General features: G+C 59.5%; 12 protein-coding genes. 6 read left to right on the forward strand and 6 right to left on the reverse strand.

The window, feature by feature from the left end:
- Positions 1-60: 60 nt before the first annotated feature.
- The 6 genes from rng to csrD form a co-directional block, all read right to left on the reverse strand.
- Positions 61-1,530, reverse strand: a complete 1,470-nt coding sequence (gene rng, locus EKL15_RS12110) for a ribonuclease G (RefSeq protein WP_025304418.1) — start codon at positions 1,528-1,530, stop codon at positions 61-63.
- A 38-nt stretch (positions 1,531-1,568) separates the two neighbouring features.
- Entirely contained in the window at positions 1,569-2,153 is a 585-nt protein-coding gene (locus EKL15_RS12115; protein WP_004936921.1) for a nucleoside triphosphate pyrophosphatase, read from the reverse strand.
- Positions 2,154-2,163: 10 nt separating this feature from the next.
- Positions 2,164-2,652, reverse strand: coding sequence for a rod shape-determining protein MreD (gene mreD, locus EKL15_RS12120; RefSeq protein WP_004936918.1), 489 nt, complete (start codon positions 2,650-2,652; stop codon positions 2,164-2,166).
- Positions 2,649-3,674: a rod shape-determining protein MreC gene (gene mreC, locus EKL15_RS12125; protein WP_060440962.1), complete on the reverse strand. Its 1,026-nt coding sequence runs from the start codon at positions 3,672-3,674 to the stop codon at positions 2,649-2,651. The genes mreD and mreC overlap by 4 nt, the downstream gene beginning before the upstream one ends.
- A gap of 94 nt (positions 3,675-3,768) precedes the next feature.
- Positions 3,769-4,812, reverse strand: a complete 1,044-nt coding sequence (gene mreB, locus EKL15_RS12130) for a rod shape-determining protein MreB (RefSeq protein ID WP_003855260.1) — start codon at positions 4,810-4,812, stop codon at positions 3,769-3,771.
- A gap of 413 nt (positions 4,813-5,225) precedes the next feature.
- Positions 5,226-7,160 carry an RNase E specificity factor CsrD gene (csrD, locus tag EKL15_RS12135; protein ID WP_060440961.1) on the reverse strand — a complete coding sequence of 645 codons (1,935 nt, stop codon included), beginning with the start codon at positions 7,158-7,160 and terminating at the stop codon, positions 5,226-5,228.
- A 204-nt stretch (positions 7,161-7,364) separates the two neighbouring features.
- Here csrD and EKL15_RS12140 point away from each other — a divergent pair, with 204 nt between their 5' ends.
- The 6 genes from EKL15_RS12140 (at position 7,365) to accC (ending at position 12,701) form a co-directional block, all read left to right on the forward strand.
- On the forward strand, positions 7,365-8,342 hold the full coding sequence (locus EKL15_RS12140) for an MDR family oxidoreductase (protein ID WP_047729768.1): 978 nt from the start codon (positions 7,365-7,367) through the stop codon (positions 8,340-8,342).
- Between the two features lie 155 nt (positions 8,343-8,497).
- Positions 8,498-9,499 carry a protein-methionine-sulfoxide reductase catalytic subunit MsrP gene (gene msrP, locus EKL15_RS12145; protein ID WP_047729767.1) on the forward strand — a complete coding sequence of 334 codons (1,002 nt, stop codon included), beginning with the start codon at positions 8,498-8,500 and terminating at the stop codon, positions 9,497-9,499.
- Entirely contained in the window at positions 9,500-10,099 is a 600-nt protein-coding gene (msrQ, locus tag EKL15_RS12150; RefSeq protein ID WP_047729766.1) for a protein-methionine-sulfoxide reductase heme-binding subunit MsrQ, read from the forward strand. It begins immediately after the preceding gene.
- Positions 10,100-10,386: 287 nt separating this feature from the next.
- Positions 10,387-10,839, forward strand: coding sequence for a type II 3-dehydroquinate dehydratase (aroQ, locus tag EKL15_RS12155; protein WP_004936891.1), 453 nt, complete (start codon positions 10,387-10,389; stop codon positions 10,837-10,839).
- A gap of 32 nt (positions 10,840-10,871) precedes the next feature.
- Entirely contained in the window at positions 10,872-11,339 is a 468-nt protein-coding gene (gene accB / locus EKL15_RS12160; RefSeq protein WP_038879746.1) for an acetyl-CoA carboxylase biotin carboxyl carrier protein, read from the forward strand.
- Between the two features lie 12 nt (positions 11,340-11,351).
- A complete protein-coding gene (accC, locus tag EKL15_RS12165; protein ID WP_004936886.1) occupies positions 11,352-12,701 on the forward strand; it encodes an acetyl-CoA carboxylase biotin carboxylase subunit in 1,350 nt (449 codons plus the stop codon).
- Positions 12,702-12,772 lie beyond the last annotated feature (71 nt).

A 12,772-nucleotide genomic window follows, 5' to 3' on the forward strand; every position in this document is an offset into this window, starting at 1 on the left:
CAACGGGAATATCTATGCACTGACGGGCCCGGCATCCGGGCCCTTACGATGTCGGACGGGCTACATCATGACGACGTCGAACTGCTCCTGGCTGTACAACGGTTCGATCTGCACCTTCACCTGTTTGCCGACGAAGATCTCCACTTCGGCCAGCGCATGCGACTCTTCGCTCTTCAGCGCTTCGCCGACCGCCGCCGAAGCGTACACCAGGAAGCGATCGGAATCGTAAGCATGGTGCACGCGCACAATCTCGCGCAGGATCTCGTAGCACACGGTTTCCACCGTTTTCACGGTGCCGCGCCCATTGCAAGTAGGACAATCGTGACAGAGCACATGTTCAATGCTTTCACGCGTTCGTTTACGCGTCATTTCAACTAAGCCTAGCTGAGAGAAGCCGTTGATCGTGGTTTTTACCCGATCTTTACTCAACGCCTGCTCCAGCGAGTGCAGCACCCGGCGGCGATGCTCTTCGTTGTTCATATCGATAAAGTCGATGATGATGATGCCGCCCAGGTTACGCAGCCGCAGCTGGCGCGCGATGGCCTGCGTCGCCTCGATGTTGGTATTGAAGATGGTTTCGTCGAGGTTGCGGTGGCCGACGAAGGCGCCGGTGTTGATGTCGACCGTGGTCATCGCCTCGGTCTGATCGATGATCAGATAGCCGCCGGACTTCAGCTCCACCTTGCGTTCCAGCGCACGCTGGATCTCGTTTTCCACATCGTACAGATCGAAAATCGGCTGGCTGCCGGTATAGAGTTCGAGCTTGTTGGTAATGTCCGGGATGTACTCGCCGGTAAACTCCACCAGCAGATCGTGCGTTAGCCGCGAATCGACGCGGATGCGATCCAGCGCCGCGCCGGCGAAATCGCGCAAGATGCGCTGCGCCAACGCCAGCTCGCCGTACAGCTTGTATTTGGTCTGGTTGCGCTTCTTGCGCTCCATTACCTTGGTCCACAGGCGTTTAAGGAACGCGGCATCCTGCGCCAGCTCTTCCTCGCCGATGCCTTCCGCCGCGGTGCGGATGATAAAACCGCCCAGCTCGTCGCAGTGCGGCGCAACGATGGATTTCAGGCGCTCACGCTCGGCTTCGCTGTCGATACGCTGTGAAACGCCGACGTGCGCCGCGCCCGGCATGAAGACCAGATAGCGCGATGGCAGCGTGATGTCGGTGGTCAGGCGCGCGCCCTTGGTGCCGAGCGGATCTTTCACCACCTGCACCATCAGGTCTTGCCCCTGGCGCACCAGCTCGGCGATGTCGCGCACGTGGAAGTTTTTCCGCTCGTCGCCGGCGACGCATTCGGTATGCGGCATGATGTCGGAGGCGTGCAGGAAGGCGGCCTTGTCCAGGCCGATGTCGACGAACGCCGCCTGCATCCCCGGCAAGACGCGGCTGACGCGCCCTTTATAGATATTGCCGACGATGCCGCGTTTGGATTCGCGTTCGATATGGATCTCTTGCAGAATGCCGCCATCGATATAGGCGACCCGCGTTTCAGACGGTGTGATATTAACCAGTAGCTCAGCTGTCATGCCTTCTCCTCAGAGCCGGTCGATAATGGCAGCGCCCATCAACCGGTTCTTACATCACGTAATGCGACAAAATTACTGAGCAGCTCATGTGTTTCGACCAGCGGCAGACCGACCACCGCGTGATAACTCCCGGTTATCGTTCTGACGAAACAACCACCCTTTCCTTGAATTCCATAGGCGCCCGCTTTATCCATCGGTTCGCCCGTAGCAATATAGTCGCGGATATCCTGTTGTGACAGGCTGCGGAACGTCACGTCGGTCACCACCAGCTGGCAGCGCACGTCGTGGCGATCGGCGATCGCCACCGCCGTCATCACCTGATGCTGTTTGCCGGACAGGGCCGCCAGCATGTCCGCCGCATGGGCTTCGTCGCGCGGCTTCTCCAGCACCCGGCCGTTGAGCACCACGATGGTGTCGGCGCCCAGCACCGGCCGATCTTCCTGCGCCAACGCTACACCCGCTTTGGCCTTGTCCTGCGCCAGGCGGCGCACATAGGCTTCGGCGGCTTCGCCTTCCCGGCGCTGCTCTTCGGTATGCGTCAGCAGAATGTCGAACGATACGCCCAGCAGGGTCAGCAGTTCACGTCGACGTGGGGAGCCGGAGGCCAGATAAAGCGAAGTCATTGAGATACCCTTACTGTACGGCGAACTGACGGCGGATTTTGCGCATCAACAGGAACAACCACGGCCACAAAATGCCGTTTACCACACTACTCCAGAACACCTCTGGGCGGAAAGAGACGTTGATCACTAAAAACTCAGCCCAGAACACGACCACGTCCATCGACAGCGACAGCAGCACGACGATCAGCGCCTGTTGCCACAGCGCCATATTGCGGAACAGTTGGAATTTGAACGCCACCAGGTAGGCGATGATACCCAGCGCCAGCGCGCGCACGCCCAGCGTGGAGCCGAGGATCAGATCCATGATCAACCCCAGCACGAAGCCGGTGCCGACGTTGACCCGGTGCGGCAAGGCCATTACCCAGTAGATCAGGATCAACACCAGCCAGGAAGGCCGGAACATGTAGATTTGCTCCGGCCACGGCATGATTTGCAGCACCAACGCCACCAGGAACGACAGCCAGATTATCCAGCGCCCGTGGCTGCGGTAGCTGTTCATTGCACCACTCCCGCCGCGGCAGGCTGAGCTTGAGGCTGGGCAGACGCCGGAGCGGCGGTTTGCGGCGCCACGCCGGTAGCCGGAGCCGGCAGCTGAGGCCCGACCGAACCGGCAGGCGGCAGCACCTGCGGCATCATCTGCATCAGGCGTTCATTGGCCACGCGGTGCACTTCGTCCGGCGGCAGCGGCATGTCGCCGTTGCGATCGGCGCCCCACAGCAGCAGCAGGTAGCGCAAGCGCTGCAGACCGGCGGTCGGCCGCGCCTGAATCACGGTGTAAGCGCGCTGGTTGTCGACCTTGACCGAGGAGACCACCGCCACCGGATAGCCTTCCGGGAAGCGGCCGCCGAGGCCGGAGGTCACCAGCACGTCGCCAACGCGGATATCGGTGTTGTTCGGCAGGTGCTCCAGCTGCAGATCGTCGGCGCAGCCGCTGCCTGCGGCAATCACCCGAATATCGTTGCGCAGCACCTGGATCGGCAGCGCGTGCGAGGCATCGCAGATCAGCAGCACGCGGCTGGTGACTTTCGCCACCGCCACCACCTGACCGACCACGCCCTTGTCGCTGATCACCGGCTGGCCTTCATAGACGCCGTTGTCCGACCCTTTGTCGATCACCACCTGATCGCTGTACGGATCGGAACCGGTGGAGATGACCTGGGTCACCATCTTGTGTTCGTCCTGGCGCAGCGGGGAACCCAGCAGCTCGCGCAAGCGGGCGTTTTCCTGCTTGAATTGGCCAAGAAGAAGAATATCGCTGTTTTTCAGCAGCAGTTCCTGCCGCAGAGCTCGGTTTTCCAGCTCCAGCTGTTGGCGGGTGGCCAGCGTTTCTGACACGCTGTCCAAAACTTTACGCGGCCCGTTGGCCAGAAAATAGAAAGGGCTGACTGCGGTGTCCATGTAGTTGCGTATCTTCACGAACGTGCCGAGCCGGCTGTCGGCAACGATCAGGCCAATGGCCGCGATCACCGCCAAAAAAAGTCGCAGTTGCAGGGAAGGCCCCCTGCTAAAAATCGGCTTCATAAATTATGCGAGTTCCTCGACAACAGAAAGAGGAACCGTACCCGATTTTCGCTGTGCGCATTCATCCGATACGATTCCTCCTTCCAGGGGCTGACTATTCTTCGCTGAACAAATCGCCGCCGTGCATGTCGATCATTTCCAACGCCTTGCCGCCACCGCGCGCTACGCAGGTCAACGGATCTTCCGCCACCACGACCGGAATACCGGTTTCTTCCATCAGCAGACGATCGAGGTTGCGCAGCAGCGCGCCGCCGCCGGTCAAGACCATACCACGTTCGGAAATGTCGGAGGCCAATTCTGGCGGGCACTGCTCCAGCGCAACCATCACCGCGCTGACGATGCCGGTCAGCGGCTCTTGCAGGGCTTCGAGGATTTCATTGGAGTTCAGGGTAAAGCCGCGCGGTACGCCTTCGGCCAGGTTACGGCCGCGGACTTCGATTTCGCGCACTTCGTCGCCCGGATAGGCAGAACCGATTTCGTGCTTGATGCGCTCGGCGGTCGCTTCGCCGATCAGCGAGCCGTAGTTACGGCGCACATAATTGATGATGGCTTCATCGAAGCGGTCGCCGCCGATGCGCACGGAAGAGGAGTACACCACGCCGTTCAGCGAGATCACCGCCACTTCCGTGGTACCGCCACCGATATCCACCACCATGGAACCGGTCGCTTCGGAAACCGGCAGACCTGCGCCGATCGCCGCCGCCATCGGCTCTTCAATCAGGAACACTTCACGCGCGCCGGCCCCTTGGGCGGACTCGCGGATAGCGCGGCGTTCAACCTGGGTTGCGCCGACCGGCACACAGACCAGCACGCGCGGGCTTGGGCGCATGAAGCTGTTGCTGTGAACCTGTTTGATAAAGTGCTGCAGCATTTTTTCGGTCACGAAGAAGTCGGCGATCACGCCGTCTTTCATCGGGCGAATAGCCGCGATGTTGCCGGGGGTGCGGCCCAGCATCTGTTTGGCGTCATGACCGACGGCCGCTACGCTCTTTGGGGAGCCGGCACGATCCTGGCGAATGGCAACCACCGAAGGTTCATTCAGTACGATGCCTTGCCCTTTAACATAAATCAGGGTATTGGCGGTACCCAAGTCGATGGACAAGTCGTTGGAAAACATGCCACGAAATTTCTTAAACATAACGAAAGGATAATCCTGCAAGCTGGGGGCGGAAAATAAAATCCGCCTACTTTACCAACCACACGAAGCAGCGACAAGGCGCAAAAACGTTCTACTTCGGTGAAAAATAGTCTGTATTGTTTCTGCTCGAATGCACGGAAATTGGATGAGGCCTGAATTCCCTGAACAAAGGCTCAGTTTACCACCCTGTCAACGCACGAAACGGCGTAACACAGCTCATAAAATCTAACATATTCCCTGATTGCCGCCGATGGTAAGCACCTACCAACGTCAACCAGATAAAAGCTGACAAGAGCCTATCTCAAATAGGCGTCGTTGTCGCAGGCAGATTGGAGAAAACTCCAAAATGACGGGTGACATGGCCCAGATGGAGCCGGCGTTCATTCTACGTCAATTTTTGTCCGGCAATCAGCTTAAACACGATAACGACGTGAATATTTTTTACGCCCCACGTCGATCGGTTCCGGCGACGCAAAAAAGTCGCCCTGCCCGCCGTGGATACCACGCTCTTTCAGCGTCTGCCACTCGTTGCGCGTGCGTACGCTGGCGGCGAACACCTGCGCGTGCGTGCCCGCGCAGGCGCCGGTGAGGCTCTGCACGAACAGCTGATTTTCGTCCCGCTTATCGATACTCCGCACCAGCCCCGGGTGGAGCTTGACGATCTCCACCTGCAACGACTTGATATAGGACGTACTGACCACGGTTAAACCCGCTTTGGACACCGCGAGGCGGCAGCCCAGCCCTGACAGCAACTTCAGCACCGGACGCAAACGGTCGATATGTTGACACACATCTGCCTCCGCAAGTTCAATCAGAATTCGCCTACGCTGACTTTTTTCGCACTGCAACAGCGTATCGCGCAGCCAGCGCTGGAAAGAACGCTGCAAAATCGAGTCGACGCACAGCGGAAACGCCAGCGTTTCCTCAGGCCATTGCGCCAGCAAGGGGATGATGCGGCTCACCTGTTGGCGATCGTAACTCTCCGCCAACCCCAGCTGCTGCACCAGCGGCATATATTCCGCCGGCAGCAACTCCTGGGAGCCGTCATAAATCCGGCTCATGATCTCAAGATGGTGTACCTCGCCTGCCACGGTCACCGCCGGTTTCTGATACAGCCGCGGGCCGCCGCGCGCCAGTACCTGTTCCAGCAACGTGCGCCACTTGACGCTGCCGCGCCCCTTTTCCGGAACCTGGCTGTCGTACACATACCAGCCGTTTTCGCCCTGCAGCGTCGCGTGGCGCGTCGCCTGCTCCGCGTAATCGATCACCTGCTCCGTGGTTTGGCCGCTGCGGTACGCCACGATGCCGATGTGCAGGAAGGCCTCACGATCGATCAACGCCGTGGAAGGCAAGGCATCGATGGCGTTGACCAGCTGTGACGCGATGCCGTCGGCCTCCTTCAGGGTTCGATGCGGCAACAGCACGGTAAAATCGCTGTGGAAATAGCGCGCCAGCAGCGCCGAGGGGTAGCGCATCACAAAGGTAGACAGCAGGTTAACCAGCGAATACATCAGCTCCTGGACCGCCACGCTGCCGTGCGTGTCGCGCAGGGTCTCGAAATCGGGCAGCCGCACCATCATCACGATGCCGTGCGAACCTTCGTCTTCCAGCTGAGTGGTCAATTGATTATCGAAGAACAGGCGATTATTCAACCCGGTTTTGGCGTCCTGCGCGGCGAAGGCGCGGATCAGCGTATCGACCCGGCTGCGCTCTTCCCGCGCTTCCGCCAGATCGGCCAGCAGGCGATCGAGCGCGCCGCTGACGTTGGCCGGCCACTCACGCACGTCGCCCTGCATGACGTTTTCACGCTCGCCGTTCAGAATGCGCCGCGCGCGTCGTTCCAGGCGATCTTCACCGTCGGCCTGCTCACGCAGCCAGCGCAGGCTGAACAGCAAAACCACCACCATGACGACGATCGACAGCGTGACGGCGGCGGTGGACTGCAACGTGCGCACGTCGCTGGCGAAGGGATCGAGGTAAGTGATGTACAGCGTGCTGCCCGGATGTTGCAACAGGGGGCGCGAGACCTGACGATAGCCGTTCAGCGTATCCCAGGGCTCTTTTTTTAGCGTCGGCAATTTATAGTTGAGAAACTGGCTGGTGCCGGCCTCTACGCGGATCGACACGATGCCGAGCGGGCGCATGACGATCGGCAACCATTTCTCCTGATCGCGCGGCGATTCGTGCAACATGGCCTGATCGAGAGAGGTAACCAGCGAATCAAAGCGACGCTCCTGGCGATCCTGGGTAACGTAAAAGAAGCTGTATGAGCATCCCATCAGCATCAAAAACATCGCCAGCGCGACCAACAGAGTGATCAATGCAGAGAGTTTGGTGGTAAATCGCATCCCTGTGCCTTGTCCGCTATGGTTAAGTGAGTGTTCACCCTTTAGCTAAAAGGGGCCGTCCAACCCTAACAAGCCTTGCTGAAGAATTAAACCTGCAAGCGCCGTTTTTGTCCTTTATCAGGACTTGGGCCGCTTATTATGCATATAGTCAAATAAATGTGATTCAGCCATTGATAGAAAAGTGTAAACGAGAGGAAGAGTGACATGCGTGCACTGTTATTGGAACAACAAGACGACCAAACTCTGGCTCAAATCAAAGATATCGGCAGCGATCGGTTGCCGGAAGGCGATGTCACCGTCGACATCAACTGGTCCAGCCTAAATTATAAGGATGCGCTGGCGATCACCGGCAAAGGCAAGATCGTGCGCAACTTCCCGATGGTGCCGGGCATCGATTTCGCCGGCACCGTGCGCCACAGCCGCGACGATCGCTTCAAAGAGGGGCAAAGCGTGGTGCTCACCGGCTGGGGCGTAGGTGAACATCACTGGGGCGGCCTGGCCGAGCAGGCGCGCGTCTCGGGCGAATGGCTGGTACCGCTGCCGAACGGCCTGGATGAGCGCAAGGCGATGATCATCGGCACCGCCGGCTTTACCGCCATGCTGTGCGTCATGGCGCTGGAGGAAGGCGGCGTGCACCCGGACGACGGCGATATTCTGGTGACCGGCGCCAGCGGCGGCGTGGGCAGCACCGCCATCGCCCTGCTGGCGGCGTTGGGCTATCGGGTGACCGCCATCAGCGGCCGCGACAGCAATACCGACTACCTGAAAGCGCTCGGCGCCAAAGAGGTGATGTCGCGCGATGGCTATATCGACACGCCGCGCCCGCTGGAGAAACAGCTGTGGGCCGGTGCGGTGGACACCGTCGGCGACAAACTGCTGGCGCGGGTGCTGGCGCAGATGAACTATAACGGCACCGTCGCCGCCTGCGGCCTGGCGGGCGGTTATCAGCTGCCGACCACCGTGATGCCGTTCATTCTGCGCAACGTGCGTCTGCAGGGCGTGGATTCGGTACATACGCCGCTGCACCGCCGCCAAACCGCCTGGGAGCGGCTGGCCGGTATTCTGCCGGACAGCTTCTATCAGCAGGCCACGCATGAAATCACCCTCGAGCAGGCGCCGGCCACCGCCGCCGCGCTGCTGAACAACCAAATCACCGGCCGCACCCTGGTGAAAATCCGCTGACCTTCTCCCCCCGGCAACGGGGGTTCACCCGCTTCTGCGAAATTTCATATTTTCCCGTGTCCCCTCGCTTCCGGCCGGCTTTAGCGCCATGCTTATTTCATGGAGACCCGTTAGCCGCTCGCAGGCGGCGGGAATCAGTCGCGGAGAACATAAGCATGAACAAACACCCGAAATTGACCGAGGCCGACGTCACGCCGGAGAGCGTGTTCCACCAGCGGCGCAAAGTGCTGCAGGCGCTCGGCATCACCGCCGCTACGCTGGCGCTGCCTACCGGCGCACGGGCGGACCTGCTGTCGTGGTTCAAAGGCAACGATCGCCCCAAGGCGCCGCCGGGCAAAGCGCTGGAATTCAGCAAGCCGGCCGCCTGGCAGGCGCAGCTGGCAATGACGCCGGAAGACAAGGTCACCGGCTACAACAACTTCTATGAATTCGGCCTCGACAAAGCCGATCCGGCCGCCAACGCCGGCGGGCTGAAAACCGAAGGCTGGAAAGTGCGCATCGACGGCGAAGTGGCAAAGCCGATAACGCTGGATATCGACGATCTGATGAAGCGTTTCCCGCTGGAACAGCGCATTTATCGCATGCGCTGCGTCGAGGCGTGGTCGATGGTGGTGCCGTGGATCGGTTTCGAACTGGGCAAGCTTCTCAAGCTGGCCGAGCCGAACAGCAACGCGCGCTACGTGGCCTTCCAGACGCTGTACGATCCGGAGCAGATGCCAGGCCAGAAAGATCGCTTTATCGGTGGCGGCCTGAAGTACCCCTACGTCGAAGGGCTGCGGTTGGACGAGGCGATGCATCCGCTGGCGCTGCTGACCGTCGGCGTGTACGGCAAAACCCTGCCGCCGCAAAACGGCGCGCCGCTGCGGCTGATCACGCCGTGGAAATACGGCTTCAAAGGCATCAAATCGATCGTGCATATCCGTCTGGTGCGCGATCAGCCGCCGACCACCTGGAACCAATCCGCGCCGAACGAGTACGGTTTTTATGCCAACGTGAACCCGCACGTCGATCATCCGCGCTGGTCGCAGGCCACCGAGCGCTTCATCGGCTCCGGCGGCATTCTCGACGTCAAACGCCAACCGACGCTGCTGTTCAACGGCTATGCCGATCAGGTGGCGTCGCTGTATCGCGGCATGGATTTGCGGGAGAATTTCTAAGTGCGCCTGACGCCTGTTCATATCAAATGGCTGAAAGCCGCCCTGCATCTGGCGGCGTTTTTGCCCTTTCTGTGGTTGGTGCTGGCGGTGGATCAAGGCTGGTTCAGCGCCGATCCGTCCAAGGACATCCAACATTTTACCGGCAGGATGACGCTGAAACTGCTGCTGGCCACGCTGATGATCGCCCCGCTGGCGCGCTATGCCCGCCAGCCACTGCTGATCCGCTGCCGCCGTCTGGTGGGGCTGTGGTGCTTTGCCTGGGGCACGCTGCACCTGATAAGCTACTCCACGCTGGAGCTGGGGCTGAGCAACCTCGGCCTGCTGGGCAGCGAGCTGGTGAACCGACCTTACCTGACGCTCGGCATCCTCACCTGGCTGATCCTGCTGGCGCTGGCGGCCACCTCGACGCTGTGGGCGATGCGCAAACTGGGCGCCAAATGGCAAATGTTGCACAACTTCGTCTATCTGGCGGCGATCCTCGCCCCCATCCACTACCTGTGGTCGGTCAAAACGTTTTCCCCCCAGCCGTTCATCTACGCGCTGCTGGCGGTGGCGCTGTTGGGCCTGCGTTACAAGAAATTCCGCGCCTGGTGGCGCTGAATCACGCGGCGGCGCGCGTTATTGTCGTTGAAAAACACGCGCCGCCGGCCGGAACTTTTTCTGTGTTCCAGCGCTCATATTCCTGTCACGGATCCCCGAGTTCGTCGATTTGGGGTTGAATATCTTCGCTGATAAGACCAGTATTTAGCTGCGAATTGCTACGATATCGTTATAATGCCCGACCTTGTTTCTGTTCTCAGAGTGAATTGGCCCCTTAACAGGTGACAAATCGATAACATCGGGTTATTTTCTACGATGATGGTTTTATTGCCGGAGATACCAGCACAATGGCGGATAAGTTTCACATTTTGCTTCTGAACGGCCCCAATCTCAATCTGCTGGGGACGCGTGAGCCGGAGAAGTACGGCAGCACGACGCTGACAGAGATTGTTAACGGATTGGAAAACCAGGCATCCGCATTGGATATTACCCTGAGCCATCTGCAATCCAACGCCGAGCATCAGCTGATCGATCGCATTCATCAGGCGCGAGGCAACACCGATTTCATTCTGATAAACCCGGCGGCGTTCACGCATACCAGCGTGGCGCTGCGCGATGCGTTGCTGGCGGTGCAGATCCCGTTCATCGAGATCCACCTGTCCAACGTGCACGCCCGCGAACCTTTCCGCCATCACTCCTATCTCTCAGACGTGGCGGTAGGCGTGATTTGCGGCCTCGGCGCGGATGGCTACGCTTTCGCTTTACAGGCAGCGGTTAACCGTCTGTCGAAAACCCACTAATTGCTCCACAAAAAGAGTACGGAATCACACTCATGGATATTCGTAAAATCAAGAAACTGATCGAACTGGTTGAAGAATCAGGCATTTCTGAACTGGAAATCTCTGAAGGCGAAGAATCGGTTCGCATCAGCCGTGCCGCACCGGCGCAGGCTTACCCTGTCATGCAGCAGGCCTATGCGATGCCGGCACAGCAGCAGCCGGCCCTGGCTGCCGCCGTTGCTACCGCACCTGCGGCAGAAACCCCGGCGGCACCGGCGGCCATGAGTGGCCACGTCGTTCGTTCGCCAATGGTAGGCACCTTCTACCGCACCCCAAGCCCGGACGCGAAAGCCTTCGTGGAAGTGGGCCAGAAAGTGAACGCCGGCGATACCCTGTGCATCGTTGAAGCCATGAAAATGATGAACCAGATCGAAGCGGACAAGTCCGGCGTCGTGAAAGCCATCCTGGTGGAAAACGGCCAGCCGGTCGAATATGACGAGCCGCTGGTCGTCATCGAATAACGAGGCGCCCCCATGCTTGATAAAATTGTTATCGCCAACCGCGGCGAGATCGCGCTTCGCATCCTGCGTGCCTGTAAAGAACTGGGCATCAAGACCGTTGCGGTTCACTCCGCGGCCGACCGCGATCTGAAACACGTGCTGCTGGCCGACGAGACCGTCTGCATCGGTCCTGCACCATCGGTAAAAAGCTACCTGAACATCCCGGCCATCATCTCGGCGGCGGAAATCACCGGCGCCGTGGCGATCCACCCGGGCTACGGCTTCCTGTCTGAGAACGCCGACTTCGCCGAGCAGGTTGAACGCTCCGGCTTCATCTTCATCGGCCCGAAAGCCGAAACCATCCGCCTGATGGGCGACAAGGTTTCCGCGATCAACGCCATGAAGAAAGCCGGCGTGCCTTGCGTACCGGGCTCCGACGGCCCGCTGACCGACGACATGGATAAAAACCGTGCCTTCGCCAAGCGCATCGGTTATCCGGTGATCATCAAGGCGTCCGGCGGCGGCGGCGGTCGCGGCATGCGCGTCGTGCGCAGCGACAAAGACCTTGAGCAGTCCATCAACATGACGAAAGCGGAAGCCAAAGCGGCTTTCAACAACGACATGGTGTACATGGAAAAATACCTGGAGAATCCGCGCCACATCGAGATTCAGGTATTGGCCGACGGCCAGGGCAACGCCATCTATCTGGCCGAGCGCGACTGCTCCATGCAGCGCCGCCACCAGAAAGTGGTCGAAGAAGCGCCGGCACCGGGCATCACCAGCGAAATGCGCCGTTACATCGGCGAGCGCTGCTCGAAAGCCTGCGTGGAAATCGGCTACCGCGGTGCGGGTACCTTCGAGTTCCTGTATGAAAACGGCGAGTTCTATTTCATCGAAATGAACACCCGTATTCAGGTAGAGCACCCGGTTACCGAAATGATCACCGGCGTGGATCTGATCAAAGAGCAGCTGCGCATCGCTGCCGGTCAACCACTGTCGATCAAACAGGAAGAAGTGAAGATCCACGGCCACGCGGTAGAATGCCGTATCAACGCCGAAGATCCGAACACCTTCCTGCCGAGCCCGGGCAAGATCACCCGCTTCCACGCGCCAGGCGGTTTCGGCGTGCGTTGGGAATCTCATATCTACGCCGGTTATACCGTACCGCCGTACTATGACTCCATGATCGGCAAACTGATCACCTTCGGCGAAAACCGTGACGTGGCGATTGCCCGCATGAAGAACGCCCTGGCTGAACTGATCATCGACGGCATCAAAACCAACGTTGAGCTGCAGCAGAAGATCATGAACGACGAAAACTTCCAGCACGGTGGCACCAACATCCACTATCTGGAGAAGAAGCTGGGTCTGCAGGAAACCTAAGGCAGCCACGCAGCATCGTCTGACGAAAGGCCGGTTAATCACCGGCCTTTTTCTTTGGCATTACCGCCAGT

Origin of the sequence: Serratia sp. 4542 (assembly GCF_016805595.1) — a bacterium.
In the GTDB taxonomy this organism is placed as follows: Bacteria; Pseudomonadota; Gammaproteobacteria; order Enterobacterales; family Enterobacteriaceae; genus Serratia; species Serratia nevei.

Bases quoted from the DNA above. Each gene is read 5' to 3' on its own strand.
- mreD (WP_004936918.1), bottom strand. From the start codon at position 2,652: ATGAACAGCTACCGCAGCCACGGGCGCTGGATAATCTGGCTGTCGTTC.
- accC (WP_004936886.1), top strand. From the start codon at position 11,352: ATGCTTGATAAAATTGTTATCGCCAACCGCGGCGAGATCGCGCTTCGC.
- accB (WP_038879746.1), top strand. From the start codon at position 10,872: ATGGATATTCGTAAAATCAAGAAACTGATCGAACTGGTTGAAGAATCA.
- mreC (WP_060440962.1), bottom strand. From the start codon at position 3,674: ATGAAGCCGATTTTTAGCAGGGGGCCTTCCCTGCAACTGCGACTTTTT.
- EKL15_RS12115 (WP_004936921.1), bottom strand. From the start codon at position 2,153: ATGACTTCGCTTTATCTGGCCTCCGGCTCCCCACGTCGACGTGAACTG.
- csrD (WP_060440961.1), bottom strand. From the start codon at position 7,160: ATGCGATTTACCACCAAACTCTCTGCATTGATCACTCTGTTGGTCGCG.
- msrP (WP_047729767.1), top strand. From the start codon at position 8,498: ATGAACAAACACCCGAAATTGACCGAGGCCGACGTCACGCCGGAGAGC.
- EKL15_RS12140 (WP_047729768.1), top strand. From the start codon at position 7,365: ATGCGTGCACTGTTATTGGAACAACAAGACGACCAAACTCTGGCTCAA.
- aroQ (WP_004936891.1), top strand. From the start codon at position 10,387: ATGGCGGATAAGTTTCACATTTTGCTTCTGAACGGCCCCAATCTCAAT.
- mreB (WP_003855260.1), bottom strand. From the start codon at position 4,812: ATGTTTAAGAAATTTCGTGGCATGTTTTCCAACGACTTGTCCATCGAC.
- rng (WP_025304418.1), bottom strand. From the start codon at position 1,530: ATGACAGCTGAGCTACTGGTTAATATCACACCGTCTGAAACGCGGGTC.